30 protein-coding genes are annotated in these 25126 nt (G+C 64.7%); 19 read left to right on the forward strand and 11 right to left on the reverse strand.

Features of this window, described 5'->3' with window-relative positions; all coding sequences use genetic code 11:
- Positions 1 to 156: IS3 family transposase (locus FJ039_02135; GenBank protein ID MBM4404968.1), on the forward strand; the 156-nt coding region annotated here is incomplete at its 5' end.
- Positions 157 to 184: 28 nt separating this feature from the next.
- Here FJ039_02135 and FJ039_02140 read toward each other — a convergent pair.
- A complete protein-coding gene (locus FJ039_02140) occupies positions 185 to 481 on the reverse strand; it encodes a DUF5131 family protein (GenBank protein ID MBM4404969.1) in 297 nt (98 codons plus the stop codon).
- A gap of 307 nt (positions 482 to 788) precedes the next feature.
- Here FJ039_02140 and FJ039_02145 point away from each other — a divergent pair, with 307 nt between their 5' ends.
- The 5 genes from FJ039_02145 (at position 789) to FJ039_02165 (ending at position 3456) form a co-directional block, all read left to right on the forward strand.
- Positions 789 to 1031 (forward strand): RNA-binding protein, encoded by a 243-nt coding sequence (locus tag FJ039_02145; GenBank protein MBM4404970.1) that lies wholly within the window; start codon positions 789 to 791, stop codon positions 1029 to 1031.
- Between the two features lie 22 nt (positions 1032 to 1053).
- Positions 1054 to 1356: a hypothetical protein gene (locus FJ039_02150; protein ID MBM4404971.1), complete on the forward strand. Its 303-nt coding sequence runs from the start codon at positions 1054 to 1056 to the stop codon at positions 1354 to 1356.
- Positions 1357 to 1500: 144 nt separating this feature from the next.
- On the forward strand, positions 1501 to 1779 hold the full coding sequence (locus tag FJ039_02155) for an RNA-binding protein (protein ID MBM4404972.1): 279 nt from the start codon (positions 1501 to 1503) through the stop codon (positions 1777 to 1779).
- 69 nt (positions 1780 to 1848) lie between these two features.
- Positions 1849 to 2211: a hypothetical protein gene (locus FJ039_02160; GenBank protein ID MBM4404973.1), complete on the forward strand. Its 363-nt coding sequence runs from the start codon at positions 1849 to 1851 to the stop codon at positions 2209 to 2211.
- Between the two features lie 171 nt (positions 2212 to 2382).
- Entirely contained in the window at positions 2383 to 3456 is a 1074-nt protein-coding gene (locus FJ039_02165) for a Fic family protein (GenBank protein ID MBM4404974.1), read from the forward strand.
- Between the two features lie 18 nt (positions 3457 to 3474).
- Here the strand turns inward: FJ039_02165 and FJ039_02170 are convergent, their stop codons facing one another.
- The 5 genes from FJ039_02170 to FJ039_02190 form a co-directional block, all read right to left on the reverse strand.
- The gene (locus FJ039_02170) at positions 3475 to 4230 is read right to left on the reverse strand and encodes a hypothetical protein (protein ID MBM4404975.1); all 756 of its coding nucleotides are present in this window, start codon (positions 4228 to 4230) and stop codon (positions 3475 to 3477) included.
- A 204-nt stretch (positions 4231 to 4434) separates the two neighbouring features.
- Positions 4435 to 4647: a hypothetical protein gene (locus tag FJ039_02175; protein MBM4404976.1), complete on the reverse strand. Its 213-nt coding sequence runs from the start codon at positions 4645 to 4647 to the stop codon at positions 4435 to 4437.
- 43 nt (positions 4648 to 4690) lie between these two features.
- On the reverse strand, positions 4691 to 4942 hold the full coding sequence (locus FJ039_02180) for a hypothetical protein (protein MBM4404977.1): 252 nt from the start codon (positions 4940 to 4942) through the stop codon (positions 4691 to 4693).
- A gap of 18 nt (positions 4943 to 4960) precedes the next feature.
- Positions 4961 to 5281 carry a hypothetical protein gene (locus tag FJ039_02185; GenBank protein MBM4404978.1) on the reverse strand — a complete coding sequence of 107 codons (321 nt, stop codon included), beginning with the start codon at positions 5279 to 5281 and terminating at the stop codon, positions 4961 to 4963.
- Positions 5282 to 5283: 2 nt separating this feature from the next.
- On the reverse strand, positions 5284 to 5553 hold the full coding sequence (locus FJ039_02190) for a hypothetical protein (GenBank protein ID MBM4404979.1): 270 nt from the start codon (positions 5551 to 5553) through the stop codon (positions 5284 to 5286).
- Between the two features lie 151 nt (positions 5554 to 5704).
- On the opposite strand from FJ039_02190, the gene FJ039_02195 reads away from it, so the two are divergent.
- Both FJ039_02195 and FJ039_02200 read left to right on the forward strand, forming a co-directional pair.
- Positions 5705 to 6334, forward strand: coding sequence for a helix-turn-helix domain-containing protein (locus FJ039_02195; GenBank protein ID MBM4404980.1), 630 nt, complete (start codon positions 5705 to 5707; stop codon positions 6332 to 6334).
- A 98-nt stretch (positions 6335 to 6432) separates the two neighbouring features.
- Positions 6433 to 6855 (forward strand): SRPBCC domain-containing protein, encoded by a 423-nt coding sequence (locus FJ039_02200; protein MBM4404981.1) that lies wholly within the window; start codon positions 6433 to 6435, stop codon positions 6853 to 6855.
- 3 nt (positions 6856 to 6858) lie between these two features.
- Here FJ039_02200 and FJ039_02205 read toward each other — a convergent pair whose 3' ends face one another.
- Positions 6859 to 7119, reverse strand: coding sequence for a hypothetical protein (locus tag FJ039_02205; GenBank protein ID MBM4404982.1), 261 nt, complete (start codon positions 7117 to 7119; stop codon positions 6859 to 6861).
- 82 nt (positions 7120 to 7201) lie between these two features.
- Between FJ039_02205 and FJ039_02210 the strand changes: the two genes are divergently transcribed.
- The 3 genes from FJ039_02210 to FJ039_02220 all read left to right on the forward strand — a co-directional run bounded on the left by FJ039_02210 (position 7202) and on the right by FJ039_02220 (position 9906).
- On the forward strand, positions 7202 to 8662 hold the full coding sequence (locus FJ039_02210; protein MBM4404983.1) for a trypsin-like serine protease: 1461 nt from the start codon (positions 7202 to 7204) through the stop codon (positions 8660 to 8662).
- A 411-nt stretch (positions 8663 to 9073) separates the two neighbouring features.
- Positions 9074 to 9382, forward strand: coding sequence for a winged helix-turn-helix transcriptional regulator (locus tag FJ039_02215; GenBank protein ID MBM4404984.1), 309 nt, complete (start codon positions 9074 to 9076; stop codon positions 9380 to 9382).
- Between the two features lie 11 nt (positions 9383 to 9393).
- Positions 9394 to 9906, forward strand: coding sequence for a glyoxalase/bleomycin resistance/dioxygenase family protein (locus FJ039_02220; GenBank protein MBM4404985.1), 513 nt, complete (start codon positions 9394 to 9396; stop codon positions 9904 to 9906).
- Positions 9907 to 9927: 21 nt separating this feature from the next.
- On the opposite strand, the gene FJ039_02225 is transcribed toward FJ039_02220, so the two are convergent.
- Both FJ039_02225 and FJ039_02230 read right to left on the reverse strand, forming a co-directional pair.
- Complete coding sequence (locus FJ039_02225) at positions 9928 to 12285, reverse strand: hypothetical protein (protein ID MBM4404986.1); 2358 nt, start codon at positions 12283 to 12285, stop codon at positions 9928 to 9930.
- Positions 12286 to 12382: 97 nt separating this feature from the next.
- Positions 12383 to 13267 carry a hypothetical protein gene (locus FJ039_02230; protein ID MBM4404987.1) on the reverse strand — a complete coding sequence of 295 codons (885 nt, stop codon included), beginning with the start codon at positions 13265 to 13267 and terminating at the stop codon, positions 12383 to 12385.
- Positions 13268 to 13290: 23 nt separating this feature from the next.
- On the opposite strand from FJ039_02230, the gene FJ039_02235 reads away from it, so the two are divergent.
- The 6 genes from FJ039_02235 (at position 13291) to FJ039_02260 (ending at position 20932) form a co-directional block, all read left to right on the forward strand.
- The gene (locus FJ039_02235; GenBank protein MBM4404988.1) at positions 13291 to 13725 is read left to right on the forward strand and encodes a DUF4258 domain-containing protein; all 435 of its coding nucleotides are present in this window, start codon (positions 13291 to 13293) and stop codon (positions 13723 to 13725) included.
- Positions 13722 to 13955: a type II toxin-antitoxin system MqsA family antitoxin gene (locus FJ039_02240; protein ID MBM4404989.1), complete on the forward strand. Its 234-nt coding sequence runs from the start codon at positions 13722 to 13724 to the stop codon at positions 13953 to 13955. The genes FJ039_02235 and FJ039_02240 overlap by 4 nt, the downstream gene beginning before the upstream one ends.
- A gap of 62 nt (positions 13956 to 14017) precedes the next feature.
- Entirely contained in the window at positions 14018 to 14518 is a 501-nt protein-coding gene (locus FJ039_02245; GenBank protein ID MBM4404990.1) for a pyridoxamine 5'-phosphate oxidase, read from the forward strand.
- 109 nt (positions 14519 to 14627) lie between these two features.
- Positions 14628 to 16877 (forward strand): HAMP domain-containing protein, encoded by a 2250-nt coding sequence (locus FJ039_02250; GenBank protein MBM4404991.1) that lies wholly within the window; start codon positions 14628 to 14630, stop codon positions 16875 to 16877.
- A gap of 421 nt (positions 16878 to 17298) precedes the next feature.
- Positions 17299 to 20307, forward strand: a complete 3009-nt coding sequence (locus FJ039_02255) for a PAS domain S-box protein (protein ID MBM4404992.1) — start codon at positions 17299 to 17301, stop codon at positions 20305 to 20307.
- A 40-nt stretch (positions 20308 to 20347) separates the two neighbouring features.
- Positions 20348 to 20932, forward strand: coding sequence for a sigma-54-dependent Fis family transcriptional regulator (locus FJ039_02260; protein MBM4404993.1), 585 nt, complete (start codon positions 20348 to 20350; stop codon positions 20930 to 20932).
- A 223-nt stretch (positions 20933 to 21155) separates the two neighbouring features.
- Here FJ039_02260 and FJ039_02265 read toward each other — a convergent pair whose 3' ends face one another.
- A complete protein-coding gene (locus tag FJ039_02265) occupies positions 21156 to 21521 on the reverse strand; it encodes a DUF488 family protein (protein MBM4404994.1) in 366 nt (121 codons plus the stop codon).
- Between the two features lie 45 nt (positions 21522 to 21566).
- Here FJ039_02265 and FJ039_02270 point away from each other — a divergent pair, with 45 nt between their 5' ends.
- Complete coding sequence (locus tag FJ039_02270; protein ID MBM4404995.1) at positions 21567 to 22175, forward strand: hypothetical protein; 609 nt, start codon at positions 21567 to 21569, stop codon at positions 22173 to 22175.
- Positions 22176 to 22269: 94 nt separating this feature from the next.
- Positions 22270 to 23499 (forward strand): hypothetical protein, encoded by a 1230-nt coding sequence (locus FJ039_02275; GenBank protein ID MBM4404996.1) that lies wholly within the window; start codon positions 22270 to 22272, stop codon positions 23497 to 23499.
- An 81-nt stretch (positions 23500 to 23580) separates the two neighbouring features.
- Here FJ039_02275 and FJ039_02280 read toward each other — a convergent pair whose 3' ends face one another.
- On the reverse strand, positions 23581 to 24393 hold the full coding sequence (locus FJ039_02280) for a sterol desaturase family protein (GenBank protein ID MBM4404997.1): 813 nt from the start codon (positions 24391 to 24393) through the stop codon (positions 23581 to 23583).
- Positions 24394 to 25126: the final 733 nt, after the last annotated feature.

Below are 25126 nucleotides of genomic sequence, written 5' to 3' on the forward strand. Positions count from 1 at the left end.
TGGCGCGGCAGGGAAGACCTGGAGTTGGCAACCTTGGAGTGGGTGGATTGGTTCAATAACCGGCGTCTCTTCAGCGCCATCGGCTACCTGCCACCAGCGGAGTATGAGGCCACCAACGGTGCTATACCGGCCCCGGCAAGAGCCGGGACTCAATAAACGAGCCCTCCATCAAACCCGGGGCGGTTCAATTCATTGTTTCGAACACCGCTTGGATAAAAAGGTCGGGTACGTCCTTGTGGAAGAGATCAGACATGCTGTTCACAAAAATGACACGAGGCTGTTTCCACTGAAGCGGCAGGCCAACCAAGTCAGGATGCAAGGTCAGTTTGAAACCGCTTATGTAGCGTGGGTTGTCCATGGCGTGCAGGCGCTTCGCCATCCGTTCGGCGTAGCAATGCTTGCAGCCCGGAGAGATCTTGTTGCAGCCGGTGAGCGGATTCCAGGTCGCCTGGGTCCACTCGATGGAAGAGGCGCCGCCCATGTCTATCCCCTTTCGCGATGGCCTATTCTACCGCCCCGCCTCCCACCGCGATAGGCGGCAATGGCAGAGCCTATCACGACAATGATATGCCTCTTTGCCTATTAAGTCTAGCTTTATTTGGCTGCCACAACCCCCTCCCATCCTGCGCTCCTCCAGGGCGGCCTTCAGCCGCCTTCCGGGGAGCACCGTGGCCTTGCGCATAGCCCCTTTCGCCTTCTCCCTACGGATGTGCTATGCTGAGCGCGTCTCACGCCCCCTCCGCGCCTTGGCGCGCCATCTCTATGCGCCTTCCATGAAGGAGCCGCTCATTAATCTCTATGTAGGGAACCTCTCGCCGGAAACGACGGACTACGATCTCGAAGACGCCTTCGGCAAGTTCGGCAAAGTCAGCGTGGCACGCGTCAATATCGATCGCCAGACCGGCAGGTCCCGGGGCTTCGGCTTCGTGGACATGCCTTTGAAAGAGGAGAGCGACGCCGCCATCCTCGGGATGAACGGCAAAGAGTTCAAAGGCCGGACGCTGACGGTGAACGAAGCGCGCTCGCGCTGACGGTCGCCGCGAAGGAAGACCTATGGCCGTAACGACGATGGCGGATCTGAAGCAGGCGATCTTCGATATGCACGGCTGTGATGCCGTCTGGGTTGAGGCCGTCCCCGTCTCCGAGCAGTTCCTGGGCAAGACGGTCTGGAAGGGGATGGTCCAGGTCTTCGACCCCATCGGCCATCCAACCGCCTCCCGCTGTTACGCGTGGGCGCACACCTCCAAGGACCGCGGGCGCAGCTTCGTCGCCATGCTGCACCAGGGGGCGATAGACTCCCCGCAAGCTGCGGTGAAGGCCGCCATCGCCCAGCAGCTCAAGCGCTACAGGGCCTGACCCGCCGCGTGTGGTATACTTGCCCTGCTTCTAGGTTCATGGTTTTGCAGACACCCTGTCGCCTCTCAGCCGGCATCTGACACGCACGCGGCGCTTGCTTCTCCCCGACCTTAGAATCAATACTCGCGCACAAGGAGCGCACGCATGCGAATTTACGTCGGCAACCTTCCCTATGACATCTCGGACAGCAAGCTCAGCGAAAGCTTTGCCGCTCACGGGAAAGTCACCTCCGCACAGGTGGTGATGGATCGCGATACCAACCGCTCGAAGGGCTTCGGCTTCGTTGAGATGCCCGAGTCCTCCGAGGCGGCTGCCGCCATCAAGGCCATGAACGGCAAAGATATGGGCGGCCGTCCCCTCACCGTCAACGAGGCCCGCCCCCGCGAAGAGCGCGGCGGCGGTTCCTTCCGCAAGCGCTACTAAACCGGCGCCGCACGAATCAAAAAACCGCCCCGGGTGCCGGCCTGGGGCGGTTTTTTTTTGCTCTTCCCGATGGCGTCGGTCCCGGCCTACGTCTTCCTCTTCCCCATCAGCCGCTTCATCAGGTCCTTCGGCGCCAAGGGCAAAGAGACCGGCCGGCTCGATCAGCCGCGCGGCGTGGCCGTGGACGCCAACGGCTACCTCTACGTGGCCGATACGGGGAACCACCGCGTCCAAGTCTTCAATGATGAGGGCGAGGTGGTGATGGTCCTGGGCGGCCTGGGCAGCGGGCGCGGCAAGCTGCGCCGGCCAAGCGGCGTGGCCGTGGACGCCCAGGGCAACATCTACGTGGCGGACGCCCTCAACGACCGCATCCAAAAGTTCGTGCCCATGCGGCCGATGGAGTCCGCCGCGGCGGAAGCCAAGGCAATCTAGGCGGGCGGGGGCGGGTATTGAAAGCCGAAGCTTTCTAGCCTATCGGCGACCGACTCTTCAGTGCTAGAGTCGGTCGCATTAGCATCGGCAAAGCTGCTTACATTCTTCCTGGATGCCTGGAGGTTGATTTGTCGCAGTAGGTATGATAGTATCATTTTTATCTAAAAAGATATGAATGATAAAATCTTCGCGCCACAATTTCACACGACGGCTCAACTCAAATCCAGCCTAGAAGACATCGAACGAAACCAGTGGCTCATTGAGCGAGTGCTCATCATGCCCAAGCATGAGGCTTGGGTGCGACGCGATGTGGCTGTGCGGCGCGCCACCGGCACAACGCGCATCGAAGGCGCTGCCCTAGACCAGCGCCAGGTAGCAGAGCTCGCACGCCGCACCCAGCCCGCAAAACTGAGCGAAGATGAAGCCGCGAACGTCAACGCCCTCGAGACCTATGAGTGGATTGACTATCTCAGCGGCCAGCAGGACATCCCGATGGATGAGTTTGTCATCCGGGAGATCAATCGGCACTTCCTGCGCGGCGCTTCAGAGATGCTGACGCCCGGCGTCTACCGCAAGGGACAGAATCACATCGGCAGCTTCCTGCCACCGGACCAGGGCGATGTGCCCGACCTGATGCGCGCATTCGGCTTGTGGCTCCGCCAAGAACCGGGCGATCTCAACCCTGTCTCGCGCGCCGCCATCGCCCACCTGCACTTCGTCGCCATCCACCCGTTCTGGGACGGCAACGGCCGGACTGCTCGCGGGCTCGCCACGTTGATCCTTCAGCGGTCGCGCTTCAGCTTCCACAAGCTCCTCTCTCTGGAGTACCGCTTCTACGAGCGCAGAGAGGCCTACCAGTCCGTCATCGCCGGAGCGGTCGGAACACGCTTCTCGCTCACTTATGATGCGACTCCCTTCGTTGAGTTCTTCGCGGCAGAGCTCGCGGGCCATGTCCAGGACCTTGTGAACTCCCTTACCGATTGGCACCGCCGGATCGCGGAGCTGCATGGGCGCTTGGAGCGAGAGCATGCCGGACTCAACCCTCGTCAGATAGATGGGCTCATCTACGCCCTGCAAACGGGAGAACTGCGGCCGGCCGACTATAAGGAAATCACCAAGGCATCCGATGTGACATGCTCGCGGGATCTTGCGGGCCTGGTGAAGGCCGGCCTCCTCGCCGCCGAAGGCCGCACGCGAGGGCGGGTCTATAAAGTGGTGCGGAGTCAAGGGAAACAAAGGACGTAGGCAACCACGCTTTCCCTCTCACGCCTCTTCGCGCTCCTCCTTCGCCGTGAAGCGCAGGCCCACCACGCGCCCGATCTCTGCGTAAGCGAACTTCCGCGCCAGCATCGTGTAGCGCCGCGATATCGCCTCCGCGTGGAAGGCGCTGCGGCACGCCACCACCAGCGTCGCGATCTGGTCGCCGCTGCGCTCGTCGGCGATGCTCACGGCTCTCGCTTCGCTGAAGTACATCTCAAAGCTCTGGATCGGGACCTCCTCCTTCAGCCGCTCCCGGATCTTCTCCCACAGCGCTGCACAAGTCACTCGCTCGCCTTTGAGGTTCACGATAGTAGGTTCCTTGGAAGGTTCCCTGGAAGATTCAATACTATGGGGGTGACGCTCTGCCGCCCCTGCATGACTCTCCGACGCCCCAGCCTGCTCCTCCGCCGCGCCCCCTCCCGTCGCAGCGACGCTCTCTCCCGTCGCGCCGTCGCCAGGAGGCGGCGCAGCGACGCCCTCCCGCGGCGGCGCATGGATGGGCAGGATGTAGAAGTTGGAGCTGTGCGACCCATCGGCCCGGCGGCGGCCGTCGCATTGGATGATGCCTTCGGCGATGAGCTGCTTGAGGGAGCGCTGCACCGTGCGGCGGTTCATCTCCAGCCGCCCGGCCAGTTCAAGGATGCCGGGCCAGCAGACGCCGCGCGCATCGGCGTGGTCGGCCAGGGCCAGCAGGACGGCCTTCGCTGTCGCGCTGCCCGCCCGCTGCTTCCATGCCCACTGCATCGCCGCGCCGCTCATCCTATTTCCCTTCCTCCTAGCACAACTGTCGTAACTGAACGATCGAACAACCTAACCTCCCGATGCGGAATCTAAGAGAAAGTCACTTGGTTAGCTTGGGCAATTGCGTTCGAAGTAGTCAGCAAAACGTCCCTCTCGAGCAGCGCCATCCCGATGGCGTGAGCTCGTCTTCGAGCTACGTGAGGGATTGAGGGAGAGGTCTCCCTACCCCAGCCCGTTCACCGCTTTGATCACCGCCCCGATCTCCACGCTCTCCACCGTCTGCTCATAGAGCGTCTTGCTGTCCGCCACCGCCTCGTCAACCTCCTGCAGACGGAAGGTCGCCTCGTCCTGCCCGTTCACCGGGGAGACGCGCATCCACGTATTCAGTTTCCGCTGGCCCATGTGGTTCTCTTTGATGATCACCGTGTAGGACATCTCGCTCCTTTCCTGCGGGCGACCATGCAAGATCGCCCTTCCATCAGGTCCGCTCGCTCCTGCCCGCTGCCTCCATCTGCGCGACCTGCGGCTCCATCTTCCGCTCCGCCTCCTCCAGCGCCCCCCGCGCGCTGAGCAGCTCTTCGAACAGCTCCCGGCGTTCCTTGCGGAAGGCCTCCAGCGCCGCTTCGAAGGCCGCGTTATAGGCCGCCTCCGCCCGGGCCAGCCGCGCCTTCGCCCGGCAATAGGCCCGCAGCATCGTCTCCGCCTCGCTCAATCCTTCGCGCCACTGCATCAGGGATCTCGCCTTTCGCTAATTCCGCGGCATCGTTCCCGGGCGGTAGGCTATTGCATCACGCACCGCCCAGGCGGAGTGCTCAACGTCCTCAACTTCGCTCCACGCCCGATCCGCCCTGGCGATGCCCTCAGGCCCAAGCTCCTCCGCGATGGCGGCCTTCACCCGCCCTGCGATGGCCAGCCAGTGCTCGAACATGGAGACCACCACCGGGTCCAAGCAGGGCAGAACGGCCAGGAGCGCATACCGGCGGGCGTCGATCTCCCACTGCCGCACCGCGTTGTAGTTCACCACCAGCACGAGTTCGGCGCTCATGCCGCAGCGTGGCTCGCCGAACATCGCTACGCCACCTCCTTGCCCAGGATCTCCCGCTTGAAGCGGCGATCGCTCACCGCCTTGCGGCTCACCAGGTGCCGCTGGAGCGCGCGCATCGCCGCCTCATCCCAGGCCAGGGGCCCGCGGCGGCGCAGGCTGGCGCCCGTGGCCCGGTCCACCGGGCCGGAGCAGGAGGCGCACGTCACCTCCACGCCCGAAGGGTGCCGGGCGATGAAGATGGCGTTCCCGCAGCAGGAGCTGCGCACCGAGCAATCGAAGTGGGCGTAGGGCTCCATCGCGCTCCTCTCGGTTCAAATACATGTCTAGTCATCTATGGCTTATCGTAACTCCTGATGCCTAGTTGCCGTCAATGGGCGGATGGCGTACACTCGTAGCCACTTTGTATCACCATAGCTAGCCTCTGCTGGCTATCACAGGAGCATAACGATGGGAACACGGAAGAAGCTGCCGCAACGGGGTAAAGGGACCACCTTGGGCCAGCGCCTGCGCGAGGCGCGCCTGGCCCGCAAGCTCACCCAGCAGGAGGCGGGCGGTAAGACCAACCTCGCCAACATGTCCATCTCCCGCTACGAGCGCGACGCCGTGGAGCCCGGCCTCGACGCCCTCAACCGCCTGGCCACCATCTACAAGGTCTCCGTGGACAGCCTCATCAAGGGCACCAACTTCCGCACCCCCCAGTTCGCCGGCGAGATCCCCATCCGCGGCTGGGTCGCCGCAGGCACCCCGCGCGAGGCCTACGAGCAGGACCTCGGCTCCATCACCGTCCCCGATTTCTTCCGCCTCGATTCGCCCAAATGCTTCGCCCTCACCGTCTCCGGCGACTCCCTGGAAGGCGACGGCATCCGCAACGGCGACTTCCTCGTCGTGGACCCGGACGCCTCCGTCAAGCAGGGCGCCATCTTCATCGTCCGCGTCGGCGAAGAATTCGTCGCGCGTCACCTGCACATCGAAGAGGGCCACGTCCGCCTGCGGGCCGCCAACAAGAAGTACGAGGACATGAAGGCCTCCAGCGTCCAGTTCGTCGGGCGCGTCATCGGCCACATCAGGAAACTGTAGGCGGCTTGAGCCAAGTCCATGGACATTTCGATGGACAATGTCCACTTGCTATGATGCGCGCCAACCTCAGCCTCATGGACCCGTCCGCCGAGTAGCCCATGCTCCGCATCCACACCGCCATCGAGATCGCCGCTCCACCGGAGCGCATCTGGCACGAGATCACGTCCCTGGACCAATGGGCCCAGTGGAACCCCATCATGACCCGCGCCTCCGGCGTCGTGGCCGTCGGTCGGCGCGTGAAGGTCTACATCGCGCCCGTCACTTACAAGGTGCGCGTCACCGAAGTCGTCCCAAACAGAGTCTTCCGCTGGGTGGGCAAGCGCCTCATCCAGGGCTTCATGGACGGCGGGCACGCCTTCCTCATCACGCCCCTGGAGGGCGGCCGCGTGCGCCTGGAGCACACGGAGCAGTTCACCGGCATGCTGGTGCCACTCTTGAACCTCGTGGGCCTGGGGCGCATCACCCGCAACGGCTTCGAGAAGATGAACGCCGCCCTCAAGCGGCGCTGCGAAGGCCCGTAGCCGCTACCGCCCGCCGTCCTTGAACTTCACCTTCATCCACAGGATGGCACCCGCAAGCGCCAGTGTCGCCGCGTTCGCCAGGATGATCGGCAGCGAGGCCTTCACCACGCCGTAGATAAGCCACAGCGCGACGCCCATGACAAAGATGGCGTACATCCACAGCGAGACGTCCTTCGCCGACCGCTTGCGCCAGATCTCCGCCACCTGGGGCACAAAGGCCGCCGTCGTCAGCACGCCCGCCAGAAAGCCGATCGCAGACTCCATAGCGCCGCCTTTCGAACGCACTCGCTACAGATTGTAATGGAAGGCGAAGAACTCCATTTGCACCCTGTGCTACCATCGTCCGATGTGGAAGCTGCTGCTCGCAGTCTCCTTCGTCGCGGCCCTCCTCCTATCGGGCGCCCTCACCCATGCCCAGGGCAAACAGCCATCCCTGAGCATCACTGCACCTCGGCCAGGCAGCGTGCAGGCCAAGGCCGATGTTGAAATCAAGTTCAAGGCCGCGAACTTCAAGCTCGATGGCAAGTCCATCGGGGCCGGCAACAAGGCCGGCACCGGGCACATCGTCGTCTCCGTCAACGGCGTCGAGTTGACCCGCACCGCAAAGACCAGCATCAAAATCACGAGGCTTGATGCAGGGGAGCACACCGTCACTGCCGCCCTCAGCAACAACGACCTCTCGCCGCTCGCGTCCCCCGTTGAAGCGAGTGTCACCTTCTCCTACCAACCGCCTGCCTCCGCAAAAGCAAGCTCCGGCTCGCTTGTGGTCCGGCCCACGCCGACCCTCACACCGACGCCAACCGCCACGCCGACGCCGACAGCGACTCCAACCCCAACACCGACCGTCACACCGACGCCGACACCGACGCCCACACCCACTCCAACACCGCCTCCCACTCCAACGCCCACGCCGACGCCAACACGAACGCCCACGCCGACACCATCACCAACCCCCTCGATCTCTCAGGTCGCGTCGCGCTCACGGCCTGCCGTCGTGCGAATCAACGCGAGTGGCGCCAGCGGCAGCGGCTTCATCTTTGAGATTGACCGCGCTTCGGGTTCCGCCCTGGTTATGACCAATCAGCATGTCATCAGAGGAGCCCTCTCCTTGCGCGTCACGGTGAACGACAGCGACCAATACACGGCGACGCTCATCGGCGAGGACGCCTTCCGCGACCTTGCCGTCCTTCGCATTTGCTGTTCACCATCCTTCCAAGCCGCCGCCATCGTCCCCGATATCGGGATAGACCCAGGCGCTCCCGTCTTCACGCTTGGCTACCCGGTGAGCTTGCCGGGTCAGTCCACCCTCACCAACGGTATCCTGACGGCGACGCGCTTCGATACTGCCTCGGACAGCTGGCTCATCCAGACCGATGCCGAAGTCAACCCAGGCAACAGCGGTGGGCCGCTCTTCCTCCTCGCCACCGGCGAAGTCATCGGCGTGGTCACGTCGCGCACCACCACCTCTGCCGATGGTCGTCCGGTCTTCGGCATCGGCTTCGCCGTCATGGGACGCACCGTTCTCGAGCGATTACCTTCTCTCCGTTCAGGCGCCACGGCGCCCACGCCTGTGCCCACGCCGACCCCTACGCCGAACCCCCTGCCAAGCTCGGGCTTCGGCCCGGTCAGCGGCTCCCTGGCCCATTCCACAACAGCCGTCGCCAACGCCCTCGCCGGCATCGTGACAAGAGACGGCCTCGTTTCAGCGACCTTCACCGTTCCCTATACCGGCAGCACTGCGAACGGTTGGGACTTCGGCTTCTTCTTGCGATACACTGCCGCCACGGCAAATACCGCTAGCTCCTAGTACGCCGTCGTCGTTGATGACCGCTTCCAGTGGTATCTCCTCATCCGCACCGCTAGTGGGACCACAGGCACAGCAACGCTCGTTACACGCGGCGTCTTTTCCACCCTCACCCGCTTCGGCCTCGCCGCAGGCTCCCAGAACACCGTCTCCGTTGACTTCCGCGGCAACTCCGGCCGCCTCCTCGTGAACGATGTCTTTGTCGCGAATCTGGACTTGAGCCAGCGAACCGCCTCCGGCGATGTCGGCGTGCTCACCGGCTTTTTCGATATAGATGCGCGCCCTGGCGTCTCTACGGTCTACTCCAACTTCCGTCTCGCGCCGTAGTCATAGAGGCCCCCCCTGCCCATCTCGCTCCGAAACTCCCTCCCTCCCCTCTTGACATCCTCTCCTCATTTCCATATATTTAGAAATATGAAAGCGCTCACTCTCCTGCCCGCCCATGAGACCCTCCTCAAAGAGGAGCACGTCGAGGCCTTCAAGGCCCTCGCCCACGAAACGCGCATGCGCGTCTTCGTCCATCTGGTGCGCGCCGATCGCGAGGCGCCCGCAGGCGAGATCCAAGAGACCCTCGGCGTCCCCGGACCCACCCTCTCCCACCACCTGGACCTCCTCCGCAGGGCGGGCCTCATCCAGAGCCGGCAGGAGGAGCGCTACATCTACTACTCGGTCAAACGCGAGACAGTGCAGGAATTAGTTCGGTTGCTTACCGCTTGCTGCTAAAAGGAGGACCCATGCCCGCGCGCATCCATATCCACATCCATAGTGACGACCTCGCCAAGAGCAAGGACTTCTACGAGAAGTTCTTCGGCGTCAAGCCCGTCAAGGACCTGGCCGACTACGTCAAGTTCCTTCCCGATTTCGCTCCCGTCAACCTCGCCATCTCCGGCGGCTCCCTGGAGGCCGAAGGCGCCCGGCAGGTCAGCCACGTCGGCGTCCAGCTCGATTCCTCCGAAGAGGTCTTCGAGCAGATGCAGCGCGTCAAGGCCACCGGCCTCAAGGTGCGCGACGAGATCAGCGTGAACTGTTGCCACGCCAACCAGGACAAGTTCTGGGTCCGCGACCCCAGCGGCATTGACTGGGAGGTCTATCACCTCAACTACGACCTTGACCCCATCGAAGAGAAGAAGATGGGCATGGCCAAGCGCGGCAAGCTGATCGGCCTCACCACTATGGCTCCCGCCGCAGGCTGCTGCCCCACGCCTCCGGCCCGCAGCCGCACGGAGCGGCACGAGACCCACGCCTAGTCCCCGCGATCGTCGGCGTCGCTACCCCGTCACCAGGATCAGCGCGTCGCGCCCGGGGACGCTCACCGCATCTCCCGCAGGCGCGCCGCTGTTCACGGCGGCGTCCTGCGTCCCCGCGATGCGCCGCAGGGCTATCCCGGGGAAGAGGGCGCGCAGCTCGAACGTCACCGCCTGCAGGCTCGCGTTCACCAACACCACGCCGCGTTCGAAGCGCCGCGCAAAGATATCGCCGGGGCCTTCCATCAGCCGCGCGTCGTCCAGCCACACATCGCCGGCCTCCCTGCCGAGCTCCATTACCAGCGTCGCTCTGGCCTCGTCGCTCCGCACGATGAACGTCAGCGAATAGTCCCGCCACGCGCCATCGGCCATCACATCCTGCGTCGCTGGCCGCGACCCGGCCACGCTCGGCGTCGCGATGCCGAAGGCGATGCGGCGCGGGATCCGCCCGTACGCGGCGTCCCGAGCGCCGTACTTCGGGTCGGCGGCGACCTTCACGCGCAGCGTATATTCCCGATCCTTCCGCACGGCGAATGTGCCGATGCTCACGCTGATCTTCGAATCGGCAGGGTCTCGATCGAGCTGAGTGATGCTTACTTTGAGCGAGCCGCTTCCGCTGCCCGCCTTCGCCGCGTCCCTCGAGAGCGTCGCCCGCGATTGGCCGAGCTGGGTGAGCGTCGCGCCGCTGGTGTCCCGCTCGAAGTCGCCGCTCGCGAGAAGGTTCGGCGCATTCGTCAGGCGGTCGAGCCTGCGCGGCTCCTCCACGGGCCTGCCCAGATAGCCCCAGCGGTTCTCCCGTCCCGCCTTGAACTCATCCGGCTCCGCGTAGTTGAGCCGCGTCGCCGGGTCCACGTAGGCGCACTGGTCCCGTTCCACTTCAGGGTTCACGGGGATGTAGGCGAAGTAGCCGTTGCCCAGCAGCGCCGCGCCAAGGGCCAGGCGTATCTTCCAGTTCGTCCCCTTCTCCTCCTCCGGACAGCGCGTGAATGCCTCGGTGAACTCCTTCAGCTGCAGGTAGGAGAGTCGCGGCGCGCGGGCCTCCTGGAGCCAGTAGAAATAGCGCTGCAGCGGCGCCGAGATCTCGTCCCACTGGTGCAGGTCGGGGAACGACTCGTTCTCGATGCCGTTGGCGAACTCCGTGTCCCGGTTGCTGGTATCGCCCGTCGCCTCGCTGATGAGGAAGACGCTCTCGCCCACCAGGGAGCGCAGCGTCTGCATGAAGGTCACGGCGCCCAGCCCGTACGAGCTGGCGTTGTTGCTGTAGCCTGCGTCCGCCGCGCCGTCGTTGTCGCAATCCAGCCTGCGGTTCGGGCCTTGCACCGTGGAGGCGGCCGTGAAGCGCGAGACGTCGAACTGGTAGCCGTCTATCCCCTCAAGCGCCCCGCCCGGGCGCAGATAGCCCGCCAGCGTCTGCGCCAGCGCCTCGATAAGCCTTCTGCCCTGGGCGTCCCGCGGGCCTTCCAGGCAAAAGTTATACTTCCACACTTCGTTGCTGTAGCGCACGTAGGCGTGGGCGGCCAGGCGCGTCTGCCCCGCGCGGAACTCCTGCGCCGTGGAGCCGTGGGCGCCCCGTGTCACCTGCACCTGGCCGGGCGTCACAGCCACGATCCGCACCTGCTCCACCCGGCTATAGTCCGGCTTCCCATCGGCGCCCAGGGCCGTCATCTGCGCCGCTTCGCCGGGCAGGAACAGACTGCTGTCGGCCACGGGCAAGATCGTCGCGGCGGCGGAGACATTCGCTGCGAGCGTTGTGCCGTTCATGAGTAGCCAGTGGCCGGGAAAGACTGCCGGCTGGCTGCCATCCGGGTTGCGCCCCTCGAAGAGGAAGTGGTCGAGGACGATCTTCTCCGGGTATCGCGATTTCACGGCGCGCAGGTACGGCCCCACGGCCTGCAGGCCGATGACCTCTTCGTCCAGCCCTTTCGCGATCACCATATCGTAGTTCGCCGCGATCGCAAGCGCTTGTTCCAGGGACTCATTGCCCGGCGTGCGCGCCAGCCGCTCGAGCACCGCGCGAAAGAGCGTCGCATGCGGATATGCCCGTTGCTGGTCCAGCAGCGCCTGCCCGCGAAGCGGCGGGCGCGTCGGCGTCGGCGTGGGCCTCTGCGTCGCGGTCGCCGTTGCGGTAGGCACAGGCCTGCCCGTCGCCGTCGGCGCGAGGGTCGGCGTTGGGGCGCGGGTCGGCGTCACCGTGCTGCCCGGCGTTGGGCTGGGCTGTGGCGCAACCGTTGTCCCCTGGGGCGGCGGCGTTCTTGCAGCCGTCGCCGTCGCCTGCGGCGTAGGCGTCGGCGAAGGTGGATCACCGCCGCCTGAAGCGCACGCCGCCAGCATGAGCGCCGCGCCGATCGCGATGAGTAGCGCCTCGATTCTTTGCCTCAACATGCTGGGATTCTAGCGCATGCCGTCCAGTTGCGCCGCTCCCAAAACAAAGAGGCCCCGCCGGACGGCGGGGCCTCTTTTGCACGCTATCGCTTACCGCTTAGCCGTTGCGCGGCGCAGGCCGGAAGGCGTTCTCCAGGCAATCGGGAGAGAAGCCCTGCACGCCCACCTTGCCCGTCTTCGCATACTCGTACAGCACCGCTCGGTAGACCGAGCTGAGCGCGGAGAAAAAGGCGATGGTCAGCAGGATACCGCCGATGCCGATCGCCAGCAGGATCGCGCCGAAGACGATGGCCGCCGTCGCGCCGCTCGTGATGAGCGCGATGCCGCTCACGCCGAAGACGACTCCCAGCACAAGGATGATGACCATGGAGATCAGCCCCATGCCTGCATTGCCCACCGCCGCCTCGCCCCAGCGGTTCTTCACAACGTTGAAGGAGCGCTTCACCGCCTCGAAGCCGCCCACGCCCTCGTAGGCGATGACAGGGATCACGAAGAACGTCATCAACGTCCACGCCACGCTCACCAGGCTGATGATGATCTGCGAGATGATGCGCGCCACGCCGTCGCTGTTGCGGCGGGCCGCCATCTGCAAGCCCTGGATGATCATGCCCACCACCGCCGCGATGATCGTCCACGTCACGATGGGCCCCAGGCGCTTGTTCGCCTCCCGCAGGGAAGAGCGGATCGTCGGGTCGCCGCCGCCCAGGCGCTGCTTCACCCCGGCCACCAGCGCCACCTGGCAGTAGATCGTCAGGAAGTACGTTCCCAAGTAGAAAAAGAGGATCAGAATCACATCCGTTATCGTGAACGACTCTCCCTCATCAAAGACGCCAAAGGCGATGCCCACGCTCGCCAGGATGCCGGCGAGGACGACGCCGAAGATGAAGGAAATGACCGGGAAGATCGCCAGCTCCTTGTCCTGCTTCAGGACGTGCCAGCTCTGCTTCGCCAGCCGCCAACTACGCGTCCAAGAATCGAACATAGCCCCTCCTCGTTGATGCTCGCATGCGGCCTCGGGCCGCTGCAGACAGCTTAGAGCCGCGCGCCCCGGGCGTCAATGGAAGAGGTTCTGCTGCTATACTCGGCCAAGCACGAGATTTGGAACGGGTCTTGGATTCCATGACAGAGCAAAGCCTCCTCCACCTTCGGCGCGCGATTCGCCTGGGACGCTATCGTCTGACAGAGCATGCCGAGCACGAGCGTGAAGCAGATACGATCGCCATGCACGAACTGGAGGAGGCCTTCTCTTCCGCAAATGTCGAGATTCTGGAAGACTATCCTCGCGATCCACGCGGCCCAAGTGCGCTCTTCCTTGGATTTACAAAGGTAGGCCGACCCATCCATGCTGTGATCGGACTTTCCGGCCCTGCTATAGTAGTGGTTGTAACCGTCTACCGGCCCGATTCGAAGCTCTGGAAAGATTGGCGCATCCGAATATGAAATCTCTCACCATCTGTCCTTTCTGCAAAGGGCGGGTTCAACGCAAGCGCATCGAGCACGTCCACCGTTGGAAGGGTGCTCTCTTCATCCTGCGTAACGTGCCCGCGGAGGCATGCACCCAGTGCGGCGAGACCTTCTTTGCGCCTTCAGCCTTGAAGGCGATGGACCGCATCGTCGCCGGGGGCGCCGAACCGAAAGAGCGTCGCTCCGTCCCTGTCTTCTCGCTCTAACCTCGCGCCGGCTTCGCAACGGCGCGGCCAAGCCCGCCGCCTATACACGCTAGGAGGCTCCCGTGCCTGCACAACGTCCGCCCTCCCCCCGCGCCGCGCGGCCAAACTTCACCCCCGGCTACGGCATCGAGCGCAGGCTCACCAAAGAGATGCTCGCATGGCCTGCCGTTCAGCGCGCCCTGGCCAAGTCTCGCAACTACTGGATCGTCACCGCCTCCGGGGATGGCGCGCCCCACGCCGCCCCCGTCTGGGGCCTCTGGTTCGATGGCTCCCTTTGCTTCTCCACGGACCCCAACTCCCGCAAAGGGCGCAACCTCGCCGCCAACCCCCGCCTCGTCGTCCACCTGGAAAGCGGCGATGATGCCGTCATCCTCACCGGCCGCGCCGAGCGCATCACGGACCCCAAGCTCCTCAACCGCTTCGCGCGCGCCTACAAGCGGAAATACGCCTTCCGCCCCAACACGGACGATCCCAACGGCGCCTTCTTCCGCCTGCGCCTCGCATCCGCCCTCGCCTGGAAAGAGCGCAACTTCCCCAAGTCCGCCTCCAAGTGGTCCTTTTAGGCTGCCTCCCGGCATCGCCCGCGCCGTGCCCCGTCACCGGTGCTATCATGGGTAGCCGCGAGACGCTCACCGCAGAACGGTGCAGAGGGGTCGCGGTTGCCACGGCTCTTTGCAAGCCTCCGCTCCCGCCTCATCCTTCTCTCTCTGCGCCTTCCTTCCGGCGCTGGGGCTCATCCTCTTCATCGCCGATGCACAGCACGATGACGCCGCCCTTCACGCCCGCGAAGATGTGCTCCGCGCCTCCGGCGGCGTCGCCAAGCTCGAGAGCGACCTCGTCACCACCGCCAACCAACAGCTCATCGAGTTCCAAAACCTCTTCTCCGACCTCCGCTCCGGCACCGCCGCCGAATGCGACGCCATCGCCAACGTCGTCCTCGCCCTCTATCCCTCCTTCGCCTCCTTCACCGTCGCCGGCAGGAATGGCTCTCCCGTCTGCGGCGCCCCTTCCGGCGCCGCCCCGCTGGACCTGACCCAGCGGCCCGATCTCCGGCAAAGCATTGACCTCAAAACCTTCGTCATCGGCGGCTATAAGACCGATCCCCTCTCCGGCAAGTTCGCCCTCGCCGTCAGCTTCCCCCTCCTTGATGATGCCGGCTCCGTCGTCCGCGTCATCGCCGCATATCTGGATCTCTCCTGGCTCCAGACCGTCGCCGATGAAGAGCGCCTGCCCAACGGCTCCACTATCACCCTCCTCTCCGCCGGCGGCATCGTCCTCGCCCGCTATCCTGATCCTGAGCGCTGGGTCGGCAGAACCGTTCCCGCGCCCGGCATCACCAGGGCCATCAGCGGCGGCCTCTCCGGCTTCACCGTGGAGAGCGGCGGGATTGACGGCGATCGCCGCATCTACGGCTTCTCCCGCATGAAAGGCGCCCACGGCAACACCTCCGCCTTCATCGCCGCAGGCATCCCCTCCTCCGTCGCCTTCGCCGAGGCGAACAGCGTCCGGGATCGCAGCCTCATCGCTCTCATCATCATCGCCGCCGCCGTCTTCATCATCGCCTCCCTGGGAAGCGAGCTCCTTGTCCTCCGCCCCGTCCGCGCCCTTCGCGCCGCCGCCCTTCGCATCGCCCAGGGCGATGCCGCAAGCCGCGTCCGCATGAAAGGCGGCGCCTCTGAGTTCCTCAGCACCGCCGCCACCTTCAACACCATGGCCGATGAGTTGGAAGCCCGCCAGGGCAAGCTGGGGGAGGCCGCCGCCGAGCGCACCGCAGAGCTCCAGGCCCAGGTCGGCCTCACCGCCAGCGCCAACTCCATCCTTCGCTCCACCCTGGACGCCACGGCAGACGCCGTCATCGTCTACGATCCGGACGGCGTCACCCTGGCCGTCAACGAGCGCCTTCGCGATCTCTTCCCGGACGGCATCGCCGTCACCCAGCTCATCGGCCGGCCCTTCGCTGTCTCTGCAAGCCGCCTCCTCGGCGCCTTCGACGATGCGGAGCGCGCCATCGCCGCCGTCAAGGATAGCCTCACCGATGGCGACCGCACCTTCAAGGAGAAGCTCTTCACCAAGCCCCCCGTCCGCGAATTCGAGCTCTTCTCCACCCCGGCCTGCGGCAGGGACGGCTCCCTCATCGGCCGCCTCGTCGCCTTCCGCGATATGACCCAGGAGCGCGAGCTCGGGCGCATGCGCACCGAATTCATCAGCATGGTCTCCCACGAGCTGCGCGCGCCCCTCACCATCATCAAGGGCTACAACGGATTCCTCGCCGATGGCGATGCCGGCCCCCTCAACGCCCGGCAGGCCGAGTACGTAAGCGAGATACAAAAGAGCGCCAACCAGCTCATCGCCCTCGTCAACGACCTCCTGGACATGCAGCAGATCGAAGCCGGCAAAGTCGCCCTCGCTCCCGCAGCCCTCCACGTGCGCGATTGCGCGGACGCCACCGTCGCCGCCTCCGCCCCCACGTTCGCCCAAAAGCGGCACTCCATCGTCATTGATGTCCCAAGAGACCTCCCCAAGATCTGGGCCGATCCCCAACGCCTCACCCAGGTCCTCGCGAACCTCCTCTCCAACGCCCACAAATATACGCCCGATGGTGGCCGCATCACCCTCCGCGCCTCCCTGGCGGGAGACATGGTCCGCATCAGCGTCCAGGACAGCGGCATCGGCATCTCCAAGGAAGACCTCGTCAAGCTCTTCACCAAGTTCTTCCGCTCCGGCAACCGCGCCGCCCGTGCCGAAGACGGCACCGGCCTCGGCCTCGTCATCACCAAGCTCCTCGTCGAGCTCCACGGCGGCAAAATCACCGTTGATTCGGAGCTGGGCAAAGGCTCAACCTTCTCCTTCACCCTGCCCGTCGCGGGATCAGGCGGAACCGGTCCTCCCTCGGCGGCGCCCGCCGTCGGGAAGGCCCCCTGAACCTTTGGACCCTGGAGAAGCGCCTTCCGCGCTAACCGGCCTTTGGTAACGCTCGGTAACGCCCTTCACACACTCCAGCTTCCGGACGCACGCCCGTCCGCTTCCAGACAGGCTAGTTGCTAGCCAAAAAAACCTATCCAAACCCACACCATACTCTTATACGGCATTTCCAGCTATCCATCTTGGGATCCCACCGCCGGCGATGCCTTGCCACGGCTCTCTTTCGGGTATGGGTAAGAGAAGCGCCCGCCGCCTACGGAGCCGACCTCCCTAGGTATGGGGTGGGTGCTGTCCCGATTGCGCTATTGCCCCCACCCTCTACAATCCAGCTATGGTGCCCTGGCACCAGGGGGAGCCGCGATGGATGTCTTCCATGCATCAACGCGGATAATAGTGCCTTGCGCGGGGCGTGACGGCGGTTATGGCCAGAGACCTGATGACCAAGCATCCGCAGACAACCAGCGGGCATTCGCTCTTTGCCAGCCTGGCGGAGATCACTCCGGCGGGCGTCTATATCCTTGCCGGCGGCCGCTTCCGCCTGGTGAGCGACGCCTTCTGCGCCTTCACCGGCTACACCCGCGCTGAGCTCCTCGCCCTCGACCCCTGGACCATCATCGCGCCCCAAGACCGGGAGCACGTCCGCGCTCAAGCCGTCAAGCGCCTCCGCTCCGGCGATACCTCCCCCTACCGCTTCCAGGCCGTCGCCAAGGACGGCTCCCCGCGGTGGATCGTCGAATCCGTTCGCAGCGTCACCTTCGAAGGCACGCGCGCCACCCTCGGTAGCTTCTTCGATATCACCGAGTTCAAGCGCTCCGCTGATGCCCTTCGCGAGTCCGATGCCCAGCTCCGCTTCCTGGCGGAAACCTCCCGGGACGTCATCTTCATCCATCGGATCCGCCCCGCGCGCGCCTACGAATACATCAGCCCCAGCTGCGAAGCGTTGTTCGGCTTCGCGCCGCAGGACTTCTACGCCGCCCCCGATCTCCTCGCCCGCATCACCCTCCCGGACGATCTTCCCCTCCTCAACCGCGACGTCAGCCGACCTGACTCCGCGGAAAGCCCCCCTCGCATCCGCGTCGTCCGCAAGGACGGCCGCGTTATCTGGATAGAGACCCGCGTCTCCTATGAGCGCGATCCCGCCGGCAAGCCCCTCGTCGCCCGGGGCATCATCCGCGATGTCACGGACTCCGTCCAGGCCAACCGCGCCCTCCGCCGGAGCGAAGAGAGCTTCCGCGCCATCGCCGAACACTCCAAGGACGTCATCTATCGCTACCACTATCAGCCCCAGCGCGGCTACGAATATATGAGCCCCTCAGCCCTGGCGCTCTACGGCTACAGCCCCGCCGATTTCTACAATGACAGCCGCCTCCTGACCAAGATCGTCCATCCGGACGACCGCAAGCTCCTGGAAGACCGCCCCAGCGGCCGCGCCAGGAGTGCGGAGCCTGCCACCGTCCGCATCATCACGAAAGACGGCAAGATGGTCTGGATCGAGCGCAGGGTCTCCTATATCTATGACGATGACGGCGCCCTTGTGGCCGCCCAGGGCATCACCCGTGACATCACCGACCGCGTCGAAGCCCAGGAGGCCCTCCGCGCGCGCGGCGAGATCTTCCGCCTCCTGGCGGAAAATTCCGGTGACATGATCTACCGCTACCGCATGACCGAGCCCTACGGCTATGAATACGTCAGCCCCGCCGGTGCCGCCATCTTCGGCTACACTCCGGAAGAGTTCTACGCCGACCCCAAGATCACCCGCAAGCTCTGGGCCCCGGAACAGGCCGATGCCATCCACAATGAGGTTAGCGACCTCGATAAGTCGTGGCAGGCTCTGGTTCTGCCCGCCCAGCACAAGAACGGCGCCAAGCTCTGGGTGGAAGTCTCCCGCCGCTGCATCTTCGATGACCAAGGCGCCCTCTCCGCCGTCGAAGGCGTCATCAGGAACGTCACCCAGCGCGTGGAGGCCGAGCAGTCGTTGCGCAAGCGCGAAGAGACCTTCCGCCTCCTGGCGGAGAACGCCCATGACATGATCTACCGCTATCGGATGACAGAGCCCGTGGGCTACGAATACGTCAGCCCCGCCTGCGAGCGCATCTACGGCCTCACGCCGGAAGACTTCTATGCAGACCCCCACATCACACGCAAGTACTGGCTGAAGGACGATATCCCCGACTTGATGAAGCGGACCGGAAAGCTCAGCTCCGATTGGACCACTTTCACCCACCGCTCCCTGCGCACGGACGGCGCCGTCATCTGGGTGGAAGTGACCCGCCGCCATCTCTTCGATGGCTCGGGCCGCTTGGCGGCGGTGGAAGGCGTCATCCGGGACGTCACCGAGCGCATGCAGCAACTGCAGGAGCTCGATCGCCGCCGCACCCTCTTGAACCAGCTCGTCATGTCCACCCCGGACGCTCTCATCGTCGCCGACCCCGAGGGCCGCATCATCCTCGCCAATCCCGCCTGCCACGACCTCCTCAAAAAGGCCGAAGACTCCCTCGCAGGCGTCACCCTCTCAGACGCCCTTCCTCTGCCCGAGCTCTCCAGCGCCCTCACCGCAGGCCGGCACGTCACCAACCTGGAGCTCCGCTACCAGGAATCCGGCGCCGACCGCTACCTCATCGCCAGCGTCATCCCCATGCACAGCCCGGAAGCGGAAGGCGGCGCCGGCGATCTCTACCTCGTCATCCTCCATGACGCCACTATGGAGCGCGCCTCCCAGGCCGCCCTCTACCACACCGCGCGCCTCGCCTCCATCGGCGAGATGGCCGCCGGCGTCGCCCATGAGATCAACAACCCCCTCACCAGCGTCCTCGGCTATAGCGAGCTTATCTCCACCTCCCCGGCCCTCCCCCAGAGCCTCCGGCGTGACATCCTCACCATCAAGGCTAACGCCGAGCGCGCCTCCCACATCGTTCGCAACCTCCTCGCCTTCGGGCGGCCCTACAAGCTCCAGCGCGCCCCCGTCAACATCAATGACGCCCTCGCCAGCGCCCTCCAGCTGCGCTCCTACGAGCTCAAGGCCGGCAACATCCAGGTCGTCACCCGCCTCCAGCCCGACCTCCCGCGCATCATCGGCGATGGCAACCAGCTCCAGCAGGTCTTCATCAACATCATCATCAACGCGGAGCACGCCATGCTCGCCGCCAACGGCAAGGGCGTCCTCGTCATCGCCACCGCAAAAGCCGGCGAGCGCGTCTCCATCTCTTTCGCCGATGACGGCCCCGGCATGACCCCCGATGTCATCGCCAAGATCTTCGACCCCTTCTTCACCACCAAAGAGCCCGGCAAAGGCACCGGCCTCGGCCTCTCCATCTCCCACACCATCATCAAGGCCCACGGCGGCGATATCTCCGCCATCAGCTCCCCCGGCAAGGGCGCAACTTTCCTGATCACCCTGCCCGCTCAAGAGGCCGAGCAAAAAACGCCATGAACAGCCCCAGCAACCCATCTTCCCACTGGAGCGCACCAGAATGAGCAAGCCCCTGATCCTCGCCATAGACGATGAGCCGGACATCCTCTTCCTCATCCGCCGCTTCCTGGAGCCCAACGGCTACGAGGTCATCGGCGCATCCAGCGGCCGGCAAGCCCTGCAAGCCGCCGGCCAGCGCCAGCCCGATCTGGTCCTCACGGATATGAAGATGCCCGGCATGACCGGCATCGAAGTCATGCGCGGCCTCCATGCCATCAGCGCCGATATCCCCATCATCATGGTCACCGGCACCGGCGATATCGAAACCGCCGTCCAGGCCCTCCGCCACGGCGCCTACGACTACATCCCCAAGCCCTTCCACGGCGAAGAGATCCTCAACGCCGTCCACCGCGCCCTGGAGCGCCAGCGCCTCGTCCGCGAAAACTTGGCCTACCAGCGCCAGCTCGAGCAAAAGGTCGCCGAAGCCACCGAACACCTGGAGCAGAAGATCCGCGAGCTGACCGCCCTCAACGAGCTCTTCCAGAAACACCTCGCCGAGAAATATCAGACGGAGGCCTCCCTGGCCAAGCTCTCCGCTGAAGTCGCCCGCCTCGCCAAGCAAGTCACCGGCAACCCCAGGCCCTAACAACCCATCTGCGTACGGGCAGCCCTTTCCCGTGAGCGTGCGCTGCGCCGATCTGTCCCTCTCCCGAGGTTCATTCCAATGAACCGTCGGGGAGAGGAACCCGAGAAGCATTTGTCCTCAGGCCGTATCCTCGGCCCCGATGTTTCCCGGAAGGTGAGGGTGCATCTTCCCCAGATTGCCTTCGTAATCCCATCCCCATCGGGCGCACACTCCGCCCTGGCCCTCACCCCCGCTTCCCCTCCAGATACCCCCTCAACGCCTCGGCGTTGCTGTGCTGCGCATCCTTCGCCGCGAAGACCAGCGTCACATCGCCCTTCGCCAGCGCCTCCATGATCGGCCGCCACGTCGCCTCCTTCGCCTCAAGCTCCAGCGCGTATCTGCGCCGGAACTCCTCCCACTTCGCAGGCTCGTGCGCGAACCACTTCCGCAGCCCATCGCTCGGCGCGACCTCCCGCAGCCAGGCTTCGATCCGCGCCGATTCCCGAGAGACTCCCCTGGGCCACAGCCCGTCCACAAGGAACCGCCTCCCGTCCCTCGCCTCCGGCGCCTCGTAGACCCGCTTCGTCCGTATGCTGTGCCGCTTCGCCATGGCGCTAGTCTACGCCCTCCGCGATGGAACGCCTATAATCTGCCCATGCCCCTTCGCGAAGAAGACCGCGCCCGTCGCGCCAAAGACGACCTCAAGTTCTGCGTCCTCTGCAAGCAATACCTCGCTCCCGCCGCCTGGGCGCAGCACGAGCACAACCCCGCTTCGCGCCCTCCTCCAAAACCGGGGACCGCGCCTAGATCCGCCGCGCTCACCTGCACCCTCCTCCTCGGCCCCTGCGCCATCGGCAACACCAGCGGCGTCATCGTCCTCGAAGGCCTCGAAATCTTCCGGCTCCGCCACCGGGGCGAAGACGGCCATATCGCCGTCAACATGGACCTCCGCGCGCGTGACGGCAAACCCCTCGCCAAAATCGAGCGCAACAGCCCGCTCCTCCTCGCGCCAGGCCTCTCCTTCGCCGCGGAAGGCCCCGCCGTTCGCATCGCCGATGCCTCCGGCGCGCTCCTCGCCTCCGCCACAGCCGATGGCGATTCCCTCCGCCTCACCGGCGATTTCTTCTCCGGCGGCCTTCGCCTCCACATCACCAACGATTCGGCAACCCTCGATGATCAACCCCTCGCCCCGCCGCGACTCTACGGCCCAGGCACCGCCCTCCTCCTCCGCAAAGGCAAGCCCATCGCCTTCGCCAAGAGTTGATCCTCCCCATGCGGGACGGCCTTGATATAATCGCTCCGATATGCCTGGCTCACGAAGAAACCAGCGCTGCTTAGCGGTGTTCCTCGTCCTCTGCATGACGATTCTTCCCGCCTGTAGGAAGCAGTCCGGTTATGACATCCTCAAGCCTGTCGAGGGCACTCCATTCCCAAACTCTCTTCGCGCCAATGTCCAGATCTACGATCAACGCGTCTCGGAGATCCGAGGCCTCTCCCTCCAGACTCCTCCGGGCCGAAGACTAGTCTCACAAAAGAACCTCGATCTCATCGTGCAACAGTCTTTCATCTTCAGAGACATCTCGGACGAAAAACGATTCAGCCAGATGCTGACCGCCCTCGGGCTGCTCCCACCCAGCGTAGACTTCTTCGATCTGATGAATAGCCTGGAAGGCAAAGCGCTCCTTGGATACTTTTACCCAAGCACCAACCAGATTTTCATCGTCCAACGCGGTCCATCTTTCACGCAAGCCGAGGAACAGGTCTACGTCCACGAGTACCTCCATGCCCTGCAAGATGCGAATGCTCTCCTTCCTGATTTGCTCAGGCCCTATGGCGCAGACGCTGACGCTTCGCGTGCGGTGCTCGCGCTAATCGAAGGCGATGCGATGCTCACCGAAGGGCTCTATATGCAGCGGTTCTTGCCGGGTGACGCGATAGCCGTTGCTCCCAACAGCGACCTTGCCCCCCTCCTGGCTGAGGCTCCGCCTGTGCTGAGGGCCCTTGAACGGTTCGTATATGTTGACGGGTTGGCCTTTGTTACGGAGCTCCATCGTCGGGGCGGGTGGGAGGCTGTGAACCGAGCCTATCAGGACCGCCCCGTCTCTTCGGAGCAGGTTCTGCACATCGAAAAATATCTCGCCCGCGAATCGCCGGTCGCCCTCAGGCCACCTAGCATCCTCCTAAGCCGCGTGGACGCATGGCGCGTCGCAAGCGGAGGCGTTTTCGGCGAATTGCTCTACCGCACTCTGCTCGAAATCCATATCGGCCGGGATGCCGCGAGCCAAGCGGCCGCCGGATGGGGCACTGACAGCTATGTACACATGAAAGCAACCGGTGGAGAAACGGGAGAGGCGGTCGCGCTTGTGGCGAACTGGGACACGCAGAATGATGCTCGCGAATTCTTCGAGGCCTATCGCGAGTCGTTGCGCGCCCAAGGCGCCTCCCCGGAAAGCTCGGGGAGCGACGTCAGAGCCGCGGCGGGCGGGCGCTACCACTACATCGGCATCAGGGACCGCCGCACCACCATCATCGTCGCAGACAGCCAAACCTCCGCCGACCATTTCATCCACGGACCCTGGAATCCCTAACGTACCCAGCCGTCAAAAACTGCTGGTCTCTTCACGGCGATCCATCCGGCACAGCTTCCCTCGCCTCTATCATGCGCCTCCTCACCGCCCTGTGAAGCCGTAGCCCATCTGCCGCAGGATATCCTCCGGCACGTGTTCGCCGCTCAGGCCGAACCGCTCCGGCTGACGCCCCTTCGGCAGGTAGAGCGTCTTGAAGACAAGGTCGGGCCAGACCAGCCCGCCAGAGAAGTTCTTGTCCAGTCCCTCATCCTGCGACGTATGGTGCCAGCGGTGAAAGACCGGCGTCGCGATGACATAGCGCAGCGGCCCGAAGCCCCACGGCACGTTCGCGTGGATGAAGATCGCATACAGCGTCAGCGCCGGCGCGGCAGCCGCCACCGCCGAGAAATGGAAGCCGCACACCAAGAGCGGCGGCGCCTGGAGGAGGCGCATCCCCAGCTCGTTCACCGGGTGCACGCGAACGGAGGAGAGCCAGTCCACCCATTCGGAAAAGTGGTGGACGGCGTGGAACCGCCACAAGCGCTTCACCCGATGGAACCACCGGTGGCCCCAATAGCCCGCCAGGTCCAGCCACAGCACCACGATGGCCGATTGCGCCCACAGCGGCAGGCGGCTCACGGCATTCTCCCGCTCAAAAAAGCGGCGGATCCCTTCGCCCTCCGGCCTGCCGAAGGTTACTGCCACGATCGCCGCCGCCACGACCAGCGTGACCACCATCGCGATGCGACTCATGAACGGCGTCACGAACCACCACAGAATGTCCGTCGTCAGCGCATTCGGCGCGCGAGGACGCCTCGGTATCGCCGGCCACACCCGCTCGATACCATAGAACACCGCCCCCAGCGCCAAGAGGCCGATCACCAGCCCGATGAACGAAACGCCCAGGAACGACATGCCCCTATCCTATCGCCTCAGCGCGGGTCTTGCATGCTCCCAGGCGTGGAGTGTCTATCGCCCCGTTGCGGCGCTTCGAGTCCTTCGTGGATACTCTCTTCCTCCCCGTTCCCTTCTCATCTCTGTGCCCTCCGTGGTAGACCCTCTTGTCCTCTCCCTACTTAACATTAGTACTTATCATTGAAGTAGAGGAACGTATGGCGATACACCCTCAGCCTATGCCACAGAGTTCTGCAGAGCGGCCCCGTTGCGGGACGCCGCGCCGAATGGTACCCGGCGCTCAGCCCCCGCTTCGCACTCGCACTTGGCCTAGGCCCACGCGACGAAGGAAGATCGTACGATCTGTCCGTCTTGGACGACTCACACGCGGGCGTGACCGGCTGACCCATGTCGCCGAGGGCACTGTGGGGAAGTCGCGAGACTGCTATCGCGATGCCCTGTCCCACTGGGACGTTAAACGCCCGCACCTTTGCTGGACGCGTCCACCCATGGCACACCGTCGGGCCCTCTGCAGCACACCTATCCCCACACCCATCACACCTGAAAGGAGAAACCACAGCGTAGGGGCGCGGGGCACGCGCCCTGGGTCCACCGAACGGGGCGCCCCCTCTGTCACCCTGAGGAGCGGCGATGGCAATTGCCACGACGAACGGGCCTACGCTGACTGGGCTGCCCCGCAACCCTAACTCACGCGCCCCGCGCCCCCGGTCGTCCCAAAACCCCCTGCCCGTCG

This window comes from Chloroflexota bacterium (assembly GCA_016875535.1).
GTDB lineage: Bacteria > Chloroflexota > Dehalococcoidia > SHYB01 > SHYB01 > VGPF01.

Coding starts and splice junctions, on each gene's coding strand:
- FJ039_02140 (MBM4404969.1), bottom strand. CDS start 481: ATGGGCGGCGCCTCTTCCATCGAGTGGACCCAGGCGACCTGGAATCCG.
- FJ039_02150 (MBM4404971.1), top strand. CDS start 1,054: ATGGCCGTAACGACGATGGCGGATCTGAAGCAGGCGATCTTCGATATG.
- FJ039_02155 (MBM4404972.1), top strand. CDS start 1,501: ATGCGAATTTACGTCGGCAACCTTCCCTATGACATCTCGGACAGCAAG.
- FJ039_02160 (MBM4404973.1), top strand. CDS start 1,849: ATGGCGTCGGTCCCGGCCTACGTCTTCCTCTTCCCCATCAGCCGCTTC.
- FJ039_02165 (MBM4404974.1), top strand. CDS start 2,383: ATGAATGATAAAATCTTCGCGCCACAATTTCACACGACGGCTCAACTC.
- FJ039_02170 (MBM4404975.1), bottom strand. CDS start 4,230: ATGAGCGGCGCGGCGATGCAGTGGGCATGGAAGCAGCGGGCGGGCAGC.
- FJ039_02175 (MBM4404976.1), bottom strand. CDS start 4,647: ATGTCCTACACGGTGATCATCAAAGAGAACCACATGGGCCAGCGGAAA.
- FJ039_02180 (MBM4404977.1), bottom strand. CDS start 4,942: ATGCAGTGGCGCGAAGGATTGAGCGAGGCGGAGACGATGCTGCGGGCC.
- FJ039_02185 (MBM4404978.1), bottom strand. CDS start 5,281: ATGTTCGGCGAGCCACGCTGCGGCATGAGCGCCGAACTCGTGCTGGTG.
- FJ039_02190 (MBM4404979.1), bottom strand. CDS start 5,553: ATGGAGCCCTACGCCCACTTCGATTGCTCGGTGCGCAGCTCCTGCTGC.
- FJ039_02195 (MBM4404980.1), top strand. CDS start 5,705: ATGGGAACACGGAAGAAGCTGCCGCAACGGGGTAAAGGGACCACCTTG.
- FJ039_02200 (MBM4404981.1), top strand. CDS start 6,433: ATGCTCCGCATCCACACCGCCATCGAGATCGCCGCTCCACCGGAGCGC.
- FJ039_02205 (MBM4404982.1), bottom strand. CDS start 7,119: ATGGAGTCTGCGATCGGCTTTCTGGCGGGCGTGCTGACGACGGCGGCC.
- FJ039_02210 (MBM4404983.1), top strand. CDS start 7,202: ATGTGGAAGCTGCTGCTCGCAGTCTCCTTCGTCGCGGCCCTCCTCCTA.
- FJ039_02215 (MBM4404984.1), top strand. CDS start 9,074: ATGAAAGCGCTCACTCTCCTGCCCGCCCATGAGACCCTCCTCAAAGAG.
- FJ039_02220 (MBM4404985.1), top strand. CDS start 9,394: ATGCCCGCGCGCATCCATATCCACATCCATAGTGACGACCTCGCCAAG.
- FJ039_02225 (MBM4404986.1), bottom strand. CDS start 12,285: ATGTTGAGGCAAAGAATCGAGGCGCTACTCATCGCGATCGGCGCGGCG.
- FJ039_02230 (MBM4404987.1), bottom strand. CDS start 13,267: ATGTTCGATTCTTGGACGCGTAGTTGGCGGCTGGCGAAGCAGAGCTGG.
- FJ039_02235 (MBM4404988.1), top strand. CDS start 13,291: ATGCGGCCTCGGGCCGCTGCAGACAGCTTAGAGCCGCGCGCCCCGGGC.
- FJ039_02240 (MBM4404989.1), top strand. CDS start 13,722: ATGAAATCTCTCACCATCTGTCCTTTCTGCAAAGGGCGGGTTCAACGC.
- FJ039_02255 (MBM4404992.1), top strand. CDS start 17,299: ATGGCCAGAGACCTGATGACCAAGCATCCGCAGACAACCAGCGGGCAT.
- FJ039_02260 (MBM4404993.1), top strand. CDS start 20,348: ATGAGCAAGCCCCTGATCCTCGCCATAGACGATGAGCCGGACATCCTC.
- FJ039_02265 (MBM4404994.1), bottom strand. CDS start 21,521: ATGGCGAAGCGGCACAGCATACGGACGAAGCGGGTCTACGAGGCGCCG.
- FJ039_02270 (MBM4404995.1), top strand. CDS start 21,567: ATGCCCCTTCGCGAAGAAGACCGCGCCCGTCGCGCCAAAGACGACCTC.
- FJ039_02275 (MBM4404996.1), top strand. CDS start 22,270: ATGACGATTCTTCCCGCCTGTAGGAAGCAGTCCGGTTATGACATCCTC.
- FJ039_02280 (MBM4404997.1), bottom strand. CDS start 24,393: ATGTCGTTCCTGGGCGTTTCGTTCATCGGGCTGGTGATCGGCCTCTTG.